General features: G+C 62.3%; 13 protein-coding genes. 5 read left to right on the forward strand and 8 right to left on the reverse strand.

Annotation, left to right across the window (positions count from 1 at the left end; genetic code table 11):
- Nucleotides 1-142: 142 nt before the first annotated feature.
- Nucleotides 143-10,675: an autotransporter-associated beta strand repeat-containing protein gene (locus tag KI231_RS19395; protein ID WP_212809674.1), complete on the reverse strand. Its 10,533-nt coding sequence runs from the start codon at nucleotides 10,673-10,675 to the stop codon at nucleotides 143-145.
- Nucleotides 10,676-11,198: 523 nt separating this feature from the next.
- On the opposite strand from KI231_RS19395, the gene KI231_RS19400 reads away from it, so the two are divergent.
- Nucleotides 11,199-12,158, forward strand: a complete 960-nt coding sequence (locus KI231_RS19400) for a nucleoside-specific channel-forming protein Tsx (protein ID WP_212809676.1) — start codon at nucleotides 11,199-11,201, stop codon at nucleotides 12,156-12,158.
- Between the two features lie 15 nt (nucleotides 12,159-12,173).
- Nucleotides 12,174-13,196 (forward strand): purine-nucleoside phosphorylase, encoded by a 1,023-nt coding sequence (locus tag KI231_RS19405; RefSeq protein WP_212809678.1) that lies wholly within the window; start codon nucleotides 12,174-12,176, stop codon nucleotides 13,194-13,196.
- 137 nt (nucleotides 13,197-13,333) lie between these two features.
- Here the strand turns inward: KI231_RS19405 and KI231_RS19410 are convergent, their stop codons facing one another.
- The 3 genes from KI231_RS19410 to KI231_RS19420 all read right to left on the reverse strand — a co-directional run bounded on the left by KI231_RS19410 (nucleotide 13,334) and on the right by KI231_RS19420 (nucleotide 15,500).
- On the reverse strand, nucleotides 13,334-14,290 hold the full coding sequence (locus tag KI231_RS19410) for a quinone oxidoreductase family protein (RefSeq protein ID WP_212809680.1): 957 nt from the start codon (nucleotides 14,288-14,290) through the stop codon (nucleotides 13,334-13,336).
- Between the two features lie 31 nt (nucleotides 14,291-14,321).
- On the reverse strand, nucleotides 14,322-14,495 hold the full coding sequence (locus KI231_RS19415) for a DUF1427 family protein (protein WP_186533475.1): 174 nt from the start codon (nucleotides 14,493-14,495) through the stop codon (nucleotides 14,322-14,324).
- A gap of 231 nt (nucleotides 14,496-14,726) precedes the next feature.
- Nucleotides 14,727-15,500 carry an AraC family transcriptional regulator gene (locus KI231_RS19420; RefSeq protein WP_212809682.1) on the reverse strand — a complete coding sequence of 258 codons (774 nt, stop codon included), beginning with the start codon at nucleotides 15,498-15,500 and terminating at the stop codon, nucleotides 14,727-14,729.
- Nucleotides 15,501-15,636: 136 nt separating this feature from the next.
- Between KI231_RS19420 and KI231_RS19425 the strand changes: the two genes are divergently transcribed.
- Complete coding sequence (locus tag KI231_RS19425) at nucleotides 15,637-15,864, forward strand: DUF6555 family protein (protein WP_103307308.1); 228 nt, start codon at nucleotides 15,637-15,639, stop codon at nucleotides 15,862-15,864.
- 39 nt (nucleotides 15,865-15,903) lie between these two features.
- Nucleotides 15,904-16,176: a hypothetical protein gene (locus tag KI231_RS19430; protein WP_103307309.1), complete on the forward strand. Its 273-nt coding sequence runs from the start codon at nucleotides 15,904-15,906 to the stop codon at nucleotides 16,174-16,176.
- A gap of 22 nt (nucleotides 16,177-16,198) precedes the next feature.
- On the opposite strand, the gene KI231_RS19435 is transcribed toward KI231_RS19430, so the two are convergent.
- The 4 genes from KI231_RS19435 to KI231_RS19450 form a co-directional block, all read right to left on the reverse strand.
- The gene (locus KI231_RS19435; RefSeq protein WP_103307310.1) at nucleotides 16,199-16,366 is read right to left on the reverse strand and encodes a metallothionein; all 168 of its coding nucleotides are present in this window, start codon (nucleotides 16,364-16,366) and stop codon (nucleotides 16,199-16,201) included.
- A gap of 394 nt (nucleotides 16,367-16,760) precedes the next feature.
- Nucleotides 16,761-16,913 carry a hypothetical protein gene (locus KI231_RS19440; RefSeq protein WP_212809684.1) on the reverse strand — a complete coding sequence of 51 codons (153 nt, stop codon included), beginning with the start codon at nucleotides 16,911-16,913 and terminating at the stop codon, nucleotides 16,761-16,763.
- A 548-nt stretch (nucleotides 16,914-17,461) separates the two neighbouring features.
- A complete protein-coding gene (locus tag KI231_RS19445; RefSeq protein WP_103307340.1) occupies nucleotides 17,462-17,917 on the reverse strand; it encodes a DMT family transporter in 456 nt (151 codons plus the stop codon).
- A gap of 3 nt (nucleotides 17,918-17,920) precedes the next feature.
- Nucleotides 17,921-18,406, reverse strand: coding sequence for a DMT family transporter (locus tag KI231_RS19450; protein ID WP_103307339.1), 486 nt, complete (start codon nucleotides 18,404-18,406; stop codon nucleotides 17,921-17,923).
- A 113-nt stretch (nucleotides 18,407-18,519) separates the two neighbouring features.
- On the opposite strand from KI231_RS19450, the gene KI231_RS19455 reads away from it, so the two are divergent.
- Nucleotides 18,520-19,455 (forward strand): LysR family transcriptional regulator, encoded by a 936-nt coding sequence (locus KI231_RS19455; protein WP_212809686.1) that lies wholly within the window; start codon nucleotides 18,520-18,522, stop codon nucleotides 19,453-19,455.
- Nucleotides 19,456-19,465: the final 10 nt, after the last annotated feature.

The following is a 19,465-nucleotide window of genomic DNA, read 5'->3' on the forward strand; positions in this document are numbered from 1 at the left end:
GAATCGATGTTTGATGTAGGGCGTTTCCATTTGGGAAAAAGCGGACGGTTCCAACACGAATTTCCTACAGAAGTTACTGAGACCTTTGCTCCGGCAAAAAAAAACCGCCCTCGCGGGCGGCTAAAAGTGCTTCGACCCTAATTCAGAAGCCAAGGCTGAAGCTGATGGTCATCGCGTGATCGTTGTTGTCGTTCGACAGTTGCCCCGAGTAGCCGACCCCGAGCTTGCCGGTCGGGCTGATCTGGAAGTCCACGCCCGCTTCAACGATGGCGCTGTCCTTGGCAATCGGCACACCTTGAGTGCTGAACGAGGCGCCGCCGTCAATGAAGGTCAGGTCGGCGTCAGGCTTGGTGTCGCCGAACGCATGCCGCCAGCCCACAGCCGCGCGCGGGGTAAATTGCCCGCCGTTGCTCAGGGTGATGACTTTGCCGGCGCGCAGGCCGAGGGTCGAGAAGGTGATGTCCTGATCGGCATCCGCCTTCAGGCGCCCTACTCCGCCCTTTTCCTTGGCCTTGTCGGTGTCGTAGTTGACGTAGGCCAGACCGGCGAACGGCTCCAGAGCGATACCGGCGGCGTCAATGGTGTAACCGACTTCGCCGAACACCTGTGCGCTGCGTGCGTCGTAGTTGGCTTTCAAGCGATCGTTGTAAGTACCGACGCTGACGTCGCGTTTGGTCTCGATGTCGTGCCAGCTGTAAGCCGCGCCGAGGCGCACGGCCAGTGCATCGAACTGCGAGTTGAGGTACGCCGCCAGGTGGTAGCTTTCGACCGTGGCATCCGAGCGACGATCATGGGCGTCGAGATCGCTGCGGGTGTAGCCGGCGGCCATGCCCACGCGCCATTGCTCATCGAGCTGCTTGTCGGTGCCGAGCAGGAAGCCGCTGAGGTTGCGATCGAGTTTGGCGCTGTTGCTGTCGCCATCCGATTCACCCCAGGCACCCAGTGCGCGGGCCCAGCCGACCATTTCGCCGTGGCAGCCGTTGCTGCTCAACTGGTTCTCGCTTGGCGCCAGGGCACGGCGTGGATCATCCGCCGCGCTGCACGACGGCTGGCGCATGCGATCGTTGACGGCCTCACGCACGTAACGCGAATCTTCGAGAATCGCGCTGGCGGTGCTGGCGTGGATTTCGCCGGACAGGCTGTCAAAGGCACTGCGCGCACCGGCCACGCTGAGGTTGACGATCTGGTTCTGCAACGCCGTACCCGCTGCACCGTTACGCGACAACGCCGAAGCGGTAGCGCTCTGGTTGCCGGTCGCAGCGACATCGGCGAACGAGTTGTCGTTGCGGCTGACCGCCAGGGTCACCGAATCGGCACCGTAAACCAGCGAGCTGTCGAGGAAGGCGTACTGCGGCAGATCTGCGCTGCTGAAGGTACCGGTGACACCGCCACCCGCCGTGATCAGCGAGTACACGGTATTGCCGGTGAACGGTGCCAGCGAATTGACCTGCAAACCGCCGCCTAGCGCTGCGGTACCGCCGACCGCCAACGGTGTCGCGGTTGGCGAACTGATGGTCAACGCCAGCACACCGTCGGCGGCATTGGTCAGGTTGCCGGCCACGCTCAGAGTGCCAGCCTCGGCACCCGATGCCACCACACCGTGGTTGACCAGCGAACCGACGCTGCCGTTACCGCTCAGACCGGCGCCGTTGGCCACGGTGACTTGCCCACCCAACGAAGCCCGCGCGGCGCGGCTGCCGACTTGCAGCACGCCTTGATCCACCGACACGGTGCCGCTGAATGGATTGTCACCGATCAACAGCAATGTCCCGGCGCCACGTTTGAGCATCGCGCCCAGTCCACGCAGCGAACCGTTGAACTGGCCATTGGCGTTCTGCTGGAACACCAGCGAAGCGTTGTTGAGGATGTTGCCTTGCAGGCTGGTGGTGTTGCCGATCAGCGTACCGCCGCTGACCGTGGTGCCACCGCTGTAGGTGTTGGCGCCGCTCAGCACCAGGGTGCCGGCGTCGAGTTTTTCGATGCCGCCAGTCCCGACCAGTGGTGTGGAAATCTCCGCACTGGCCCCGGCGTTGACGCGCACCGGCGCAAGGCTGCCGTCAGAACCGTTGACCGGCGTCAGCGTGCCGCCCGCCCCTGGCACCAGGCTGTAGCCGCTGGTGAGGAATTGCAGGCCGGTGAAGTTCTGATTGCCCTGCACAGTCACCGTGCCGCTCTGCCCGCCAAATACGGCGAACTGACCGTTGGAGGCCAACGCTTGCGTGCCGCTCGGATCGGTCCAGTTGGTATTCGGCCCCCACACACCGCTACCACCATCGATGCTGCCATCAGGATTGGTGGTGCCGCCGTTCCAGAACTGCACCTCTCCCGGCGTGCCTTGCACCAGCAGATTGATCTGGTTGGCGATGGCGGTTTGCAGGGTCAGATTGGCCGTCGACACCGGCAGGCTGCCGTAAACCAGCCCGTTGTCAGTCAGGCTGCCGCCGTAGCTGAACAGTTGGTAGACCCCGGTGCCGAAGCCGCCGGCGTTGCTGATGTTCAGCGTGCCGTCGAGGGTCAGGTTGCCAGCGACGTTGACCACTGTGGTGGAGCTGGCCGCCGAGCCGAGACTGAAGTCAAGATTCGTGCCCGAGGACAACGCCAGCGAACCGACCGACAACGGCGTCGCCGTGCCGCCACCGAGCAAGGTCGCGCCGTCGGCCAATTGCACCGCCCCGCCGAACTGACCGCCGCCACCGATTTTCGCACCGCTGGCGACGTTGACGTTGGCGCTGTTGAGTACACCGTTGACGAGCAGATTGCCGGCCTGCACCGACGTGTTGCCGGTGAACGTATTGTTGCCGGTCAACAGCAATTGACCGCTGCCGGTTTTGTTCAGCGTGCCGCTACCGGTGAGGTTGCCGGTGTAGCTGCCGTCAGCGTTCTGCTCGAAGGTCAGCGCCGCGTTGTTGACGATTGCGCCTTGCAGGCTGCTGGTGTCGCCGCGCGTGCTGCCGCCGTTCAGCGTGGTGCCACCGCTGTAGGTATTCGCGCCGCTGAGCACCAGATCACCCGTGCCGTTTTTCAGCAGACTGCCGCTGCCGGTAATCGCGCCGATCAGGGTGGTGTTCTGGTTACCGGCGAGCGTCAGTTGCGCGCCGAGGTTGATGGCGTTGGCCAGTTGCAGCGCCGAGGTACTGTCGAGGCTGCCGTTGCCGGTCACACTCAACGCACCGCTGCTCAGTGCGCTGTTATTGCCGAGGATCAGCGTGCCGCCCCCCAGTTGGGTGCCGCCGCTGTAGGTGTTGCTGCCGTTGAGGGTCAGGCTGGAAGCGCCGGTCTTGATCAGACTGCCGCTGCCGCTGACCACGCCGCCGAGGGTCAAGGCATTGGAGCCGGCAACGTTCAGGCCACCATTAAGTACCACGTCGTTGCCGAGGTTGACGGCGGTGTTGCTGTCCAGCGCGGTGCCGTTGGCCGCCGTCAACACGCCAGTGCCGAGTGCCGCGTTGTTGCCCACTACGATCTTGCCGCCATTGAGCGCGGTGCCGCCGGTGTAACCGTTGGCGGCGTTGAGCACCAGCGTGCCGGTGTCGTATTTGCCGAGGGAGCCGGCGCCGTTGAGTGCCACACCGATGGTCGCCGTTGTGTTCGGATCGACGCGCACCGAGGCGTTACCCAGCGAACCGTTGACCAGATTCAGCGACCCCGCCGTGCCGTTTTGCAGGCTGTAGCCATCGGTGACGAACTGCATGCCGGTGATGGTTTGCGCGCCGTTGACCGTGACCGTGCCCGCCGTGCCCTGGAACACTGCGAAGTTGTTGGTCCAGGCCTGATTGGTGGTGCCGTTGACGTCGGTCCAGTTGGTGGTGCCGGTGCCCCAAGTGCCATTGCCGCCGTCCACCGAACCGTTGGCGATCAGTTGATTGCCGTCCCAGAACTGCACGGTAACGCCCGGTGCGGTAACCAGCAGATTGATCTGGTTGGCCAGCGCGGTTTGCAGGGTCAGGTCGCCCGGGGTGACGCTGCCCGGTACCGTGCCGATCAGCATGCCGTTGTCGGTGAGGCCACCGGTGTAGTTGATCAGCCGATACACGCCGCTGCCGAAACCGCCGATGTCGCTGACATTCAGCGTGCCGTCGAGGGTCAGATTGCCGCCGACATTCACCAACGCATTACCGCCACCGGACACCGGAGTGCCGAGGCCGACATCGAAGTTGGAGTTGCCGTTGAACACCAGCGAATTCACCGACAAGGTGCTGCCAGTGAGCCCGGCCAGATGCCCGCCATCGGCCACGGTCACGGCTCCGGTCAGCGTGCCGCCGCCACCGAGGGTGCCGCCGCTGTTGACCAGTACATTGCCGCTGGCCAGTGAACCGTTGACCTGCAGGGTACCGGCGTTGACGTTGGTGTCACCAGTGAGGGTGTTGTTGCCGGTCAGGGTCAATGTGCCGCTGCCCAGCTTGGTCAAACCGCCCGGATCGATGCCGTCCCTGAGGACGCCAGCGAATGTGCTGCTCTGGTTGTTGCCGCCGATGCTCAGGCTGTCAAAGTCACCGATGCCAACCGTACCGTCACCGGTCAGGCTGCCGATGCTGGTCGAATCGCCGATGTTGAGCGTGGTACCGGCGGCGAGATTGACGCTGGCGTTATTGCCCAGCGCGGTGCTGCCGACGGTGTTCAGGCTGCCGGCCATAACATCGATCAGACCGCTGAAAGTGTTATTGCCGCTGAGCGTCAGGACCGCCAGACCGCTCTTGGTCAACGTACCAGCGCCGGCGATCACACCGCCCAGCGTCAGGCCACTGTTACCTGTGAGGCTCAGATTGGCATTGACGTTGAGGTTGTTGGCCAGCGCCAGCGGTGCGGCGTTGTCGAGGGACGCTGCACCCGCCACGGTCACTGCGCCGGAACCCAGCGCGGAGCCCGTACCGAGCGTCAGTGTGCCGGCGTTCAATGTGGTGCCGCCGCTGTAGGTGTTGATGCCGTTGAGCGTCAGGTTCGACGCGCCGTTCTTGATCAGCCCACCCGCGCCACTGACCACACCGGCGAGGGTCAGGTTGTTGCTGCCGGTGTTGCTCAGGTTGGCGTTGAGCACGACGTTGTTGCCCAGGCTCAACGCACTGCTGCTGTCCAGCGCCGAAGCGCCGGCGACGGTGAGGTTGCCCAGGCCCAGCGCCGAGTTGCTGCCGGCGGTCAGGGTGCCGGCGCTGAGGTTGATGCCACCGAGGAAGTTGTTGTTGCCGCTGAGGGTCAGGTTCGACGCGCCGTTTTTGCTCAGGCTGCCGGCGCCATTGATTGTGCCGGCGAGGGTCAGATCCGCCGTGCCGCCAATGCCGAGGTTACCCGCCAGATTGACCGCGTTATTCACTGCCACCTGCGTGCTCGCATCAAGGGTGGTGCCACCCGCTGCGTTCAAGGTGGCGGAACCCAGTGCCGAGTTCGACGCCAGAATCAGTCCGCCCGCGTTCAGCGCCACTGGCCCGAGGAAGGCGTTATTGCCGCCGAGGGTCAGGTTGGCCGCGCCGGTTTTGACCAGACCACCGGTGCCGCCGATCACGCCGTTGAGGGTCAGCGCATTGCTGCCGACCACGGTGAGGTTGCCGTTGAGTGTCGCCGCGTTGCCGAGGGTCACTGCCGCGTTGCTGTCCAGTTGCGTGCCGGCATTGGCGGTCAGCGTACCGCTGCCCAGCGCGGTGTTGCTGCCGACGACAATCTTGCCGCCGTCCAGTTGCGTTCCGCCGCTGTAGGTGTTGGCGCCGTTGAGCACGAGGGTGCCGGTGTCGAGTTTGTTGAGGATGCCGCTGCCATTGATATTGGCGGCGAGGGTCGCGGTCACGCCCGGATCAACGCGCACCGCGGTGGTGCCACCGGTGCCGTTGACTGCTGTCAGTTGTCCCGCCGCGCCGTTGACGACGTTGTAGCCATCGGTGAGGAATTGCATGCCGGTGAAGGCTTGCGTGCCGTTAACCGTCACCGTACCGGCCGTACCCTGGAACACCGCGAAGTCGCCAGCCCATGGCTGATTGACCAGTCCGTTGGCGTCGGTCCAATTGGTGCCGACCGCGTTCCAGGTACCGCTGCCGCCATCGACGACACCGTTGGCAATGGTCTGGCTGCCATCCCAATAACGAATATTGGAGTTCGGCGCCGACACTTGAATGTTGATCTGATTGGCCACGCCCGTCTGCACAATCAAATCGCCGAGGCCGTAGCCGACCGGCACGCTGGCGACATCAAGACCCAGATTGGTCAGCGCACCGGTGTAGTTGAACAGGCGATACACGCCAACGCCGAAACCGCCGGCGTCGGTGACGTTGAGATTACCGTCGAGAGTAAGGTTGCCACCGACATTCATCAGCGACGCGGTCGAAGGGGTTCCCAGCGCCACATCGACGTTGCTGCCGGCCGCGAGGGTCAGTGCACCGGCGGACAGTTGGTTACCCGACGACAACGCCAGATGCCCACCGCTGTTGACGTTGATGGCACCGAGCGCCGAACCGGTACCGGTCAGGGTACCGCCGGTGTTGACGTTGACCTGCGCGCTGGCCAGCGAACCGCTGAGATCCACGGTGCCGCCATTGATCGCGGTGTTGCCGGTGATGCCATTGATTCCGGTGAGGCTCAGGGTGCCGGTGCCGACCTTGATCAGGCCACCGCTGCCACTGAGGCCGCCGTCGAACGTGCTGGTGACGTTGCCGCTGCCGACGGTCAGGGTGTTGCTGCCAGTGAGCTGCACGTCGCCGCTGCCGGTCAGCGCGCCGAGGCTGGCGTCGCTGCCCAGATTCAGGCCGGCGCCAGCGCTGATATTCACACCAGAGGTGTTGCCCAGCGCATTGCTGTTCAACGTGGTGACGCTGCCGGAGACAATGTTCACCGCGCCCGTGAACGTGTTGTTGCCGGCCAGCGTCAAGTCAGACAGACCGTTTTTGGTCAGGTTGCCGGCGCCGTCGATGATGCCGTTGAGGCTCAGGTCGTTGTTGCCCGCGACGGTGAGACCGGCGTTCAACGTGATTGCATTGCCGATGCCGAAGGAAGCGCTGTTATCCAGGGTCGCCGCGCCGCCAACAATCAACGCGCCGCTGCCCAAACCGTTGGCATTGCCCAGAGTCAGGGTGCCGGCGTTCAGAGTCGTACCGCCGCTGAAGGTGTTGTTGCCGTTGAGGGTCAGATTGGCCGCGCCATTCTTGATCAACTGGCCGGTGCCACTGGTTACGCCGCCGAGGGTCAGGTTCTGCGTGCCGCCGACGGTCAGCGCCGCATTGAGGGCGACCGCGTTGCTTAGCGAGACCAGCGGCGAATTGCTGTCCAGCGTCGCCGCGCCAGCGACGGTCAGTGCGCCGGAGCCCAACGCCGAACTGTTGCCGACAGCCAGCGTGCCGGCGTTCAGCGTAGTGCCGCCGAGGAAGTTGTTCGCCGCGTTGAGAATCAGATTGGCCGTACCGTTTTTCACCAGACTGCCGGCGCCGCTGACCAGACCGGTCAAGGTCAGATCAGCCGTGCCGCCAATATTCAAGGCACCGGCCAGCGCCACCGCGTTGTTCAGGCTGACGGCGGTGTTGGCGTCCAGCGTCGTGCCTGCCGCCGCGTTCAATGTGCCCGAGCCCAGCGCGGTGTTGCTGCCGACAATCAGCTTGCCGGTGTTCAGTGCGGTGTTGCCGAAATAGGTGTTAGCGCCGTTGAGGGTCAGGTCGGCGGCGCCATTCTTGACCAGCCCACCGATACCGGCGACCACGCCGCCGAGGGTCAGCGCATTGGTGCCGCCCAGGGTCAGGGTGCCGCCGAGGTTGACGTTATTGGCCAGGGTTGCTGCGGTGTTGGCATCCAGTGTGGTGCCGTTCGACGCGTTCAGTGTGCCCGTGCCCAGCGCCGTGTTGGAACCGACAATCAGTGTGCCGGCGTTCAGCGCCGTGGTGCCGGTGTAAGTGTTGGCACCGTTGAGGGTCAGGCTCGACGCGCCGGTCTTGATCAGGCCGTTGCCGCCACTGATCACGCCGCCGAGGGTCAGCGCGTTGGCGCCGCCCGCGGTGAGGTTGGCGTTGAGGGTGATCGCGTTGTTCAGGGTCAACGCCGAACTGCTGTTGAGGGTGCCCGCCCCGGCCACGGTCAGTGCGCCGGTGCCGAGTGCCGCGCTGTCGCCGACGGTCAGGCTGCCGGCGTTCAACGTGGTGCCGCCGGTGAAGGTGTTGGCGCCGCTGAGGGTCAGGTTGGCGGCGCCGTTCTTGATCAATTGACTGGCGCCGCTGATCACGCCACCCAGCGTCAGGGCGTTGGCGCCGCCGATGCTCAAGGCGTTGTTGAGAATAACCGCGTTGTTCAGGGTCACGGACGCATTGCTGTCGAGGGTTGCCGCGCCGCCCACGGTGATGTTGCCGCTGCCGAGCGCCGCATTCGCGCCTGCGGTGAGGGTGCCTGCGTTCAATGCGATGGCACCGAGGAACGTGTTGGTACCGTTAAGGATCAGGTTGGCTGCGCCGTTTTTGGTCAGCCCGCCGCTGCCGCTGATAACACCACCGAGGGTCAGGTTGGCGCTGCCGCCGACGTTCAAGTTGCCGCCGAGGGAAACCGCGTTGGTCAGCGCGACCGCGGTGCTGGCGTCGAGGGTGGTACCTTCCGCGGTAGTCAGTGCGCCAGTACCCAGCGCGGTGTTGGAGCCGACAATCAGCGTGCCGGCATTCAGCGCAGTGCCGCCGGAGAACGTGTTGTTGCCGCTAAGGCTCAGGTTTGCGGTGCCATTTTTGATCAGGTTGCCAGCGCCACTGATGACGCCGCTCAGGCCCAGCGCCTGCGTACCGCCAATGGTCAGATCCGCCGCCAGCGCGACGGCGTTGGCCAACGTTACCGCTGTGGTCGCATCCAGCGTGGTGCCCGCCGCCGCGCTCAACGCGCCGGTACCAAGCGCGGTGTTACTGCCCAGGAACAGGCTGCCGGCATTAAGCACGGTGTTACCGGCGTTGGTGTTATTGCCGGTCAGCGTCAGGCTGGCGCTGCCACTCTTGGTAATGCCGCCCGTGCCGGACAACACACCACCGAGTGTCAAGGCATTACTGCCAAGCACATTGAGCGCGCCGGTCATCGCGATGTTGTTGGCCAGATTGACGTTGGCGGTGCTGTCGAGGCTGGTGCCGGCGGCGGTGGTCAGCGCACCGCTGCCCAGCGAGTTGTTATTGGTCACCAGCAGGCTGCCGGCGCTCAACGTGGTGGTGCCGGTGTAACCGGTGTTGGCACCGCTGAGGGTCAGGCTGCCGGTGCCGGTTTTGGTGAGACCACTGCTGCCACTGATCAAGCCATCGAGGGTCAGTGCGCCGGTGCCGCTGGCCGTCAGTGTGCCTCCGAGGTTGATGGCATTGTTCAGGCTGATCGTGCCCGGTGCGCTCACGGTTGTCGCGCCGGTGACATTGAGGGTACCGGCACTGAACGCCGAATTATTGCTCACCAGCACCGTACCGCCGTTGAGCGTGGTGTTGCCCAGATAAGTGTTGGCGGCGCTGAGGTTCAATTGCCCCGCTCCGACCTTGGTCAGGCCACCGCTGCCGGAAATCACACCGCTCAACGTGGTGGCGTTGGTGCCTTGTACCGTCACGCCACCGGCACCGAGGGATATCAGGTTGCTGATGTTCAAACCGGCGTTGCTTGCCTGCAGAATCCCGCCATTGGAGGTGATCACACCGCTGCCGAAGGTGGCGTTGTTGTTGAACTGGGCGACACCGCCATTGAGCGTGGTCGCACCGCTGACCAACGGTCCCTGCAAGGTCCAGGTGCCGCTGTTGAGGGTCAGGTTGTTGAAGTTGACGTAGGTCGCGCTCGACGCCGTACCGACACCGGTAATACCGCCGCCGACGCCGGTCGTGTTTTGCAGGATCAGGCTGTTGGTACCGCCCGCGCCGCCATCGACGGTGCCGGTCGGAGCGAACGTCAGGTTGATACCGATCAAACCCCCGAGCCCCACCGAGACCTGAACACCATCGCCGACTTGCACGGAAGAGCCGGTCACGGCGGTGAAGGTGTTGGTGCTCGCCGCGCCCATCGACACGCCGCCGGTAATCGCACCGGCGTTGTAGAAGGTGTTGCCCGCCGCCGACGTCTCGAACGCGATCCGGCCGTTGATAATGCCGGTGTCGCTGTTGGTCATGTTGACCTGCGAGCCGCCGTAGACGCCCACCACCGGGGTATCGGCCAGAGTGATGCCACCGACCGAGAGCCCGGTCGAAGTGATGGTGCCGGCGTTGGTGATGCTGGTGGTGCCCGCCGCCGCGTTGTTTACTGCGATGCCCAGGCCACCGATGCTGGTCAGGTTGAGGCCGAGCAACATGCCGGTGCCGCGGATGATCCCGCTGGCGTTGTTGAGCACACTGACCGTACTGGTCGCACCGGTGCCGATGAAGGCACCGCCACTCAACACCGAGACCAGACCGAGCAGCGCCGGGTCGAGGGTGCCGGAGTTGTTCAGGCTGATATTCACCCCGGTCAGGTCCATGACATGGCCGCCGAGGGTCGCGTTCATCTGCGCGCCGCTGTTGACGTTGACCGTCAGGCCATTGGTGGCGCTGCTGAAGTTGTTGAGAAACAACGGCAGCGATGGCACGCCGGTACAGGTCACCGTCGAGCCGGCCGTGGAGCACGTGGCCAACGCAGGTGCGCTGACGCCGCCGAACAACAACCCGGCGACACTCAGATGCACAGCAAGGGAAAGAGGAGAAAAACGCGATACGAGGGCGACACCGAACCTTGCTTCCACGGGCTACTCCTTGTCGTGGCCAATTTCTTCCTTGAAAGCGTGTGAACCGCTGCTTATTCCACACGCGACTCAAGACTTCGACGGTCATCACAAAACCGTTGATTGGGGACAAAGCTAGTAGACGCCCAGCATTGGGGCACGGATTAAATGGTGTTAATACTTTAATACTAGGCCCGTCTGGAATAAGCGTTTCAGCCCGTGACGACGGGCCTGACATGGTTTTTGTGGCGAGGGGATTTATCCCCGATGGACTGCGCAGCAGGTCCCGCTTTCAAGGGCCGCTACGCGCCCCATCGGGGATAAATCCCCTCGCCACAGGAGTCATACCCGCCGACATTTTTTGCGCTTTTGAAAAATGTGATCGTTCTGTCAGAAAAACCGTTGAAATCGACGAAATATCAGCGAATTGAAAACATTGGTACGGCTTGTGCAAACGTTTGCGAAGCGTCAATCCCGGCATTTTCCCGACAAACCCCTACAGGTCCGCAGAATTCGGGCCTCGATCCGCAAAAAAGGACTTTGAATGCGCCCCGCTTCCTCGCTTTGCGCCCCGTTAGCGCGCACGTTTGCTGTTTCCCTGCTACTGACCGGCGTTACCGGACTTCTCAGCCACAGCGCCCTCGCCCAACCCGCATTGCCGCAAGAGTCCGCTCAAGGCGAAGCCCTCAGCCCCGAAGCCAGTCCACCGAAAAAAGGCGCGTACCTGTCGGACTGGTACAACCAGGACTTGATGCTGATCGGCAGCAAAGACATCAGCTTCGGCCCGCAGCCGGCCGACGATATCTACCTGGAATACGAGTACTTCGGCCGCAAGGGGCCGTTCGAACTGTACGGCTACATCGACATCCCGAAGATCTTCAACATCGGCAACAGCCACGACAAAGGCGTGTGGGATCACGGGTCGCCGGTGTTCATGGAGCACGAGCCGCGCATTTCCATCGACTACCTCGCCGGCCGCAGCCTGGCTATCGGTCCGTTCAAGGAATGGTACGTCGCGTTCGACTGGATCTACGACCACGGCAGCCGCAAGGAGAACCGCGCCAATACCCTTTACAGCGGCTTCGGCACTGACATCGACACCCATTCGCGGGTCAACCTGTCGGCCAACCTGTACGGGCGCTACCAGTGGGAAAACTACGGCGCGAGCAATGAATATTCGTGGGACGGCTACCGCGCCCAGCTCAAATACATCGTGCCGATCGACAAATTCAGCAACGGCGCATCGCTGACCTACATCGGCTTCACCAACTTCGATTTCGGCTCCGACATCCACAAGGACAACCCGGCGCGCACCGCCAACGCGACGGTGGCGACCAACGTGTTGCTCTACTCGTTCACCCATTTGCGCTTCACCCTGGTCGGCCGTTATTTCCACAACGGCGGCAACTGGGAAGACGGCAGCGAGCTGAACTTCGGCGACGGCAATTTCCGCGCGCGCTCGAATGGTTGGGGTTACTACGCGGGCGTCGGTTATCAGTTCTGAATCAAGGAGATTTTCATGCAAGCAATGATGCGTTTGACCCTGGCCGGTGCAGCCCTGCTCTCTTCTACCGCGTGGGCGGCCGAGGCACCGATCCAGCCGAAAGTCGTGCTGATCACCATGTTCGCCCCCGAGGCGCAAAACTGGATCGACCGCTTGGAGCTGAAGCAGGAAATCCGCGTACCGGGGCTGTCCGCCGAGTACCCGTCCATTCGCTGCAACACGCAGCAGGTATGCCTGCTGACCACCGGCATGGGCCAGACCAACGCTGCCGCCTCGACCCTGGCATTGGCTTTGTCGCCGAAATTCGACCTGCGCAAAAGCTACTTCCTGATCGCGGGTATCGCCGGGATCAGCCCGAAGCACGGGACCATCGGCACCGCTGCGTGGGCGCATTATCTGGTGGAGTTCGGCACACAATGGGAGCTGGATTCCCGTGACGCGCCGTCGAGTTGGCCGACCGGATACCTGGGCATCAACACCAAAGGCCCCAACGAAAAACCGCCGCTCGACTACAAGACCGAAGTCTTCGAACTCAACCCGAGTTTGCAGGCCAAGGCCTTCGCCCTGAGCCACAAGGTCAAACTGAGCGAGAGCAAGGAATCGGCGGCGTGGCGCCTGAAATACCCGTCAGCGCCAGCCAACCAGCCACCGATGGTCACCCGCTGCGACACATTGGCTGGCAACACCTGGTTCTCCGGCACACGCCTGAGCGAACGGGCCGAAGTCTGGACCCGACTGCTCACCGACAACAAGGGTGAATACTGCACGACCCAACAGGAAGACAACTCGACATACGAAGCGCTGTTACGCGCCAGTCGTGAAGGCCTGGTCGACGTGCAACGCCTCGCTGTGGTGCGCGCCGGTTCCGATTTCGACCGTCCTGAACCGGACGGCAGCGAAGTCGATAATTTGCTCAAGTACGCCGATCAGGGCGGTTTTGTGCCGGCGCTGGAAAACCTCTATCGCACGGGTAATCCGCTGGTGCAGGACATCCTCAAGAACTGGTCGGCGTGGGAAAACGGCGTTCCCGCCTCTTAAGAACAACGCGGATCCCTGTGGGAGCTGGCTTGCCAGCGATGGCGGTGGATCAGGCGCGGAGGAGATTGCCTGAATTGACGCTATCGCTGGCAAGCCAGCTCCCACAGGTTGCGGGGTGTTGAGGAGATTAAGGTGTATCAGGGAATGAGTATGATCTTGTCACCGCAGCCCTGATTCACATCGGCATAGCGCTGTAAGCCTTCGGCCAGCGGGGCTTCGACCAGGCCTTGCGGCAACGGCAGCAGGCCTTCATCGAAGAATCGCCCGAACTGTTCCAGCATCGCTGCACAGGCTTCGACGCCGTAGAGCAGCGAATTGATCCCGACCACCGAACCGCCCTTGCGGTACAGCGCCAGTGCCGGCAACTGCACTTGGCCATCCACCGGCGCAGCGATGATGGCGATGCGACCGAATGTGGCCAATGCCGCCACCGAGGCCGGCAACCAGAAACCGGTAGTGTCGAAGATCACATCCGCACCGCCGCGATATACCGCGTTGACCTGCGCGCCGAGGTCTTCGGGTTTATCCAGTTGAATCGTCTGATAACCCTGCGCCTGCAAGTCTTTGACTTGCTCGGGCCGGCGCGCCGCTGCCAGCAACTGCGCGCCGCGCACTTTGGCCAGCGCCAAGGCTGCCGTGGCCACTGCACCGCCACCGATCACCAGCAAGCGGGTTTCAGCGGTTACCAGACTACGCTCCAGCGCATCCCACGCCGTGGTGTACGGCACGCCGAGGCTGGCGGCCTGGGTGAAACTCAGGTGCGACGGCTTGTGGGCCACGCCGTTGGCCGGCAGTTTGACGAATTGCGCATGGGAGCCGTCGGCGAAAAAGCCCAACTCACGCCCGGTGCCCCAGACTTCCTGGCCGATCAAGGCCCGCGGACCTTCGACCACGACACCGGCGAAATCGCGACCGGGAATCCGCGGCAACGTGGTGTAGGGGAAACGCCCGAGTACGTTTTTCACGTCGCTGGGGTTCAGGCCCGCCGCCTTGATCTGCACCAGCACCTCATCGGCGCCCGGCACCGGCGTTGGCACCTCGACGTAACGCAGGGAAGACAAGTCGCCGGTTTTATCGAATTGCAGTGCTTTCATGGACACATCCACCGAATGGGAAAGAGGAAACTCAGGACAGCCAGCCCGCGACCAGTTGCCGGCCCACCGGCCACAATTGCTCACCTGCCAACATACCGAGCAGACCGACCAGCGCAATCGCCGGAGGGGCTGGAGAACGGAAATCCAGCGCGCCGTAGAGCAGGCCGACGCCGAGGCCGATGGCTAGAGAAATCAGGTAGTTCATGGGAGAACTCCGCCGCGTGAAGGGAATGGGCAGAGTCTAGGGAATCGGCCGCAAAGGCATCGGCCAAGGACTTCTGAATTTCGGCCAAATCTGCCGAAATCAGCGAAAACCCTGTGGGAGCTGGCTTGCCAGCGATAGCGGTATGCCTGTCACGAAAATGCTGGATGTGCGGGCGCCATCGCTGGCAAGCCAGCTCCCACAGATTCGGTGCAGGTTGAGGAAATAGCGTCGTTACACAGTGAATTGCGAGGGGGCCACGCCCAGCTCGCGGCGGAACATGTCGCTGAAACTGCTCGGCGAATAACCCAGTTCACGGGCAATCACACTCACCGCCACGCCCTGGATCAACTCCGCCACCGCCGTCGCCAATTGCACCTGCCGCCGCCATTCGGCGAAGCCCATGCCGAGGCTATCCTTGAACAATCGCGCCAGCGTGCGCACGCTGGCGCCGGCGTTTTCCGCGTGCTGTTCGAAGGGAATTGCCAGCGACGGTGACGCGATCACCGCCTGACAAAGATTCATCAGGCGCCGATCGGAATCATCCGGCAGCGGAATCCTCAACGGCGAACGCCTGGCGCGTTTCAACTCCAGCAACGCCAGCCCGACCAACGCCTCGTAATACGCCGGATCCCCACTGTCGCCCTGCTCCACCAACCCGACGATCAACTCGCGCAACAGCCCGCCGACCTCAATGACCTGCACCGTCTCATCCAGCGTCGCCGCCAGCGCCGGGCGCAGGTAGATATTGCGCATCTGCAGATCCGACACCACGCGAATCCCGTGCGGCACACCCGGCGGCAACCACACCGCCCGCTGCGGTGGCACCACCAATGCCTCGTGCGGCGTTTCTACCCACATCACTCCGCTCATCGCATACAACAACTGCCCCCAGACATGCTCATGCGGCTCGATAAACAGCCCACGCGGATAGGTTCGCGCCAGCGGTTGCACGGGCACATCGGTGTCACTCAGATCGGGGGGTGCGGCGAGGGCCATGGCGAGCATTCATTGGGGTTGGCGGAAGCGCCATGGTAACCAGTGCGCCATTTCGTCGCCAATGGCGAAAACCGTCGGACAATCCGAGTGAATTTTCCACGCGCGCTGCGATCCTTCTATTACCACAGGGAGGAATACGGGCTTTATGAACAACGCAAAACTTTTCGTCATTGAATACACCCTTCACGGCACGCCCAAATCGTTCATTATCCGCTCGGACAAAATGGACAACGCCGAGGCGTGGCACTGGGCGAGTTGCGACGCGGGCGTGGGTCGAATCCCGCGCTTTGGCCGCGAAAAAGTGCAGAAGACCAGCAAACCGATGGCGGAAAAATTCGGCGTCGAAAATGTTATCTGGCGACCCGCAAGCTAAGCTCTGCGTGGCCATCAGGATCATTCGGGGGAGTGCACAATGACCAGCATCAGCAGTCCGGCGCAACTTGAATACGGCCTGGACACGTTGTTTGGGCGCATCACCAAGAGCGCGGAGTGTCGGGTGGGTCTGGAGGCGGTCGAAGATGATCCTTATCGTTTCGCCCTGCGGGTGCCCGCACCGTTACCGGAAAACCTCGACCAGGCGAAAACCGTGGTGGTGTGGGTTGAAGGCAGGCGGCTGCAAGGTACTGTGCGGCATGCCGAGCGGCTGGATGATGAGAGTCTGAAACTGGAAGTGGAGCCTGATTAGGCTCCACTTTTTTTGCATGCCGTTATTTGGGATGCGCGCAATGGCAGCCTTTGCTTGAGCACTCTTCACCGCTCTTGTGGTGATGGGCGCAGGCTTCGCAGCAGTAGTGCTTGCCGTGCACGGCGTAGGAATGGTCGCCTTCCTTGATTGTGCATTTGCATCCTGGACAATCGCATTTTCTATCGGGCATGGGACAGACTCCTTGGGTGGTGGTGGTCTGGGGCTTGAAGGGCAAGCCGTAGGAACCAGTGTAGGAGTTGCCGAAGGGTGCGATCTTTTGTTTTTTTTGGGGGGGTTGGGGGTATATCCGTTGCTGCGGGTGTTGCTGATTTGGGTTCCGCCCTTACGGCGGGTCACTTTTGGCAAACGCCCCAAAAGTAACCAAAAGGGCTGCTCCCTGACGTACGGCACTTCGCTTAGGCTCAGTGTTCCCTCGCTACGGCGTCCATCCGAGGGCATCGCCTCCGGTTTGCTTCGCTGCACCTCCTCTCGATGTGTTTGGCTTCGCCAAACGGCGCTGCGCGCCTGCCCCGGATGAACACCTCCGCTCGGCCTGCCGATGGGCCTGAAGATCAAGAGCAGGATCAAAAGCCAAAGCCAAAGCCAAAGCCAAAGCCAAAGCCAAAGCCAAAGCCAAAGCCAAAGCCAAAGCCAAAGCCAAAGCCAAAGCCAAAGCCAAAGCCAAAGCAGATCAAAAGATTGCAGCCTTCGGCAGTGCCTACAAGGCGTGAGTACAACCGCCAGAGCTTGGTCGACTGTCAGGTCGCCATCGCTGGCAAGCCAGCTCCCACAAGGGTGGAGTACAACCGGCAGAAACAGGTCGACTGTCAGGCCGTCATCGCGAGCAGGCTCACTCCTACAATTGGATCGTATGCAGTCTGCCAGAGACTGGTCGGCTGTCAGGCCGCCATCGCTGTTCAAGCCACACCCCCGCACGCGGCGCATGCCGCCCCACTCAACACAATGAGCGTTAGCTCGAGTACCGCTCTTGATCTTCAGCGCCCGTCGGAAGGCTGAGCGGAGGGATTGATCCGGGGTGGGAGCGCAGCGACCGTTTGGCGCAGCCAAACACATCGAGAGGAGGTGCAGCGAAGCAAACCGGAGGCGATGACCCCCGGATCAATCCCGCAGCGAAGGAACCCGAGCCACAGCGAGGGCCGTACGTCAGGGTAAAGCCTTTTTGGTTACTTTTTCGGCGTCTGGAAAAAGTGACCCGCCGTAAGGGCGGAACCCTAAGCCGCCATAACCGCAGCAACGGATATGCCCCCAAAACCCAAAACCCAAATCACTCAGCAGCACGCGAACTACTGCGATACATAAAAACCAAAGCCAACCCCAAACACCCCATCGCCAAAACCCGACTAGAGGAAAGCTCAATCGCCGGATTCCCCAACCAACCAAAATTATCAATCAACATCCCCATCCCCAACTGCCCGACAATTACCGCCACCGTCGCCACAGCCGTCCCCACCACAGGCACCGCCCCCACCATCACCATCATGTACACCACCCCAAATAACGCCCCAGTCAGCTGCCACTTCGGCACATCCAACAAACTCACCGCATGCGCCGGCTCAAAAAACAAAATTAACAACCCGGTGGTCACCGCCCCCACGACAAACGTCAACAAACTACTGCGCAACACCCCAACGCTCTCACCCAACCGCCCATTGATCGCCGCCTGCACACTCAACACCGCGCCAGCCAACACCACCACCGCCAACAAAATAACCAGACTCATCACTCACCCCCGCGCAATCAAAACAAGTGCCGCCACAATCAACGCCAACGCCAGCCACCGCTCAGCATTGACCTTCTTGCGCGTCGCGCCGAACCAGCCGAAATGGTCAATCAACACACTCTTGCCAACCTGCCCGGAAAGAATCGCGATCATCGTCATCGCAATGCCGATATGCGGCGTCGCCAACGTCAGCACCACCACATACATCGGCCCGAGAAACCCACCGATCAACTGCCAACGCGGCAGATCAGTCAGTGCCGGGCCTTTTTGCGGGCCAGCGAACAACAACAGCAAAAACAGAATCGCCGAACCGACCCCAAAGATGCTCAAGGTCGCCCACAGATGCCCGACCTGCACACCCAACGGCCCGAGCAACCCCGCCTCAACCGACAAGCCCATGCCCGCCAGAATCACCAGCGGCAGCAACAACAGGCGCAATCCCGATTTCGAAACCGGTGCGCTGACACTCACCTCATCCAACGTCTGCATAAACAACATTCCACTCAAGTAAACGATGGCGCGGATTATCGACTGGCGCAGCTGTGCGATAAATGGGAGCATCCGGACAACACTTTTGCGCAACTTGCACAGCAGGATGGTTAATGCACGGGCTCAACGAACTCGGATTCAAGGCACTCAGGCTGTTTGTGGCGGTGCTCGACCACGGCAGCTTTTCCGAAGTCGCCCGCCGCGAAGGTGTCGCGCCATCCTCGATTTCCCGGCAGATCCAGTTGATGGAGCAGGCGCTGAACCAGCAATTGCTCTACCGCCACACCCGCGCCGTGACGCCCACCGAAGCCGGGCGCATGCTCGGTCACCATGCGCGGCTGGTGCTGGTGCAATTGGAGGAAGCCGAACAGGCGTTGCAGGAACAGCAAAGCGAACCTACGGGGCTCGTACGCATCAACGCGCCGGTGGTGTTCGGTCAACGGCATCTGACGCCATGGCTGGGCAAGCTGTGCGCTCGTTATCCGAAGCTGCAACTGGATATTCAGCAGACCGACCATTACGTCGATCCGCTACAGGAAGGCGCGGATCTGCTGTTTCGCATCGGCCCGTTGCACGATTCGAGCATGCAGGCGCGGATCCTGGCGCCGCACCGCTTCCAGGTCGCGGCAAGCCCGGCGTACCTGAAACGTCACGGCACGCCGCAACACCCCGCAGAGCTGGCGCAGCACCAATGCCTGGCCTACAAAGGTGCGACCGGCCAGCAGCGCTGGTTTTTCCGTCGGGGTCAGGAAGACTGGACGCCGTATTCGGTGCGAGGCCCGATCACCGGCAACCACGCCGACACCCTCACCCAAGCCGCCGAGCAAGGCCTGGGGCTGGTGATGTTTCCGTCGTGGCTGATTGGTGAGGCGGTGCGCGAAGGCACGCTAGTGCCGGTGCTGGGGGACTATCAGGTATCGAACAGTCTGGAGCCACAGCAGATTGCGGTGTTGTGGCCGGGGAGCCGGCGGTTGTCGGTGAAGGTAAGGACGGTGATTGATTTCTTTATCGAATGCTTTGGCGAAGTGCCTTACTGGGACAGACCGTAATGGATCGAGC

The sequence above is a fragment of the Pseudomonas sp. Seg1 genome, assembly GCF_018326005.1.
GTDB lineage: Bacteria > Pseudomonadota > Gammaproteobacteria > Pseudomonadales > Pseudomonadaceae > Aquipseudomonas.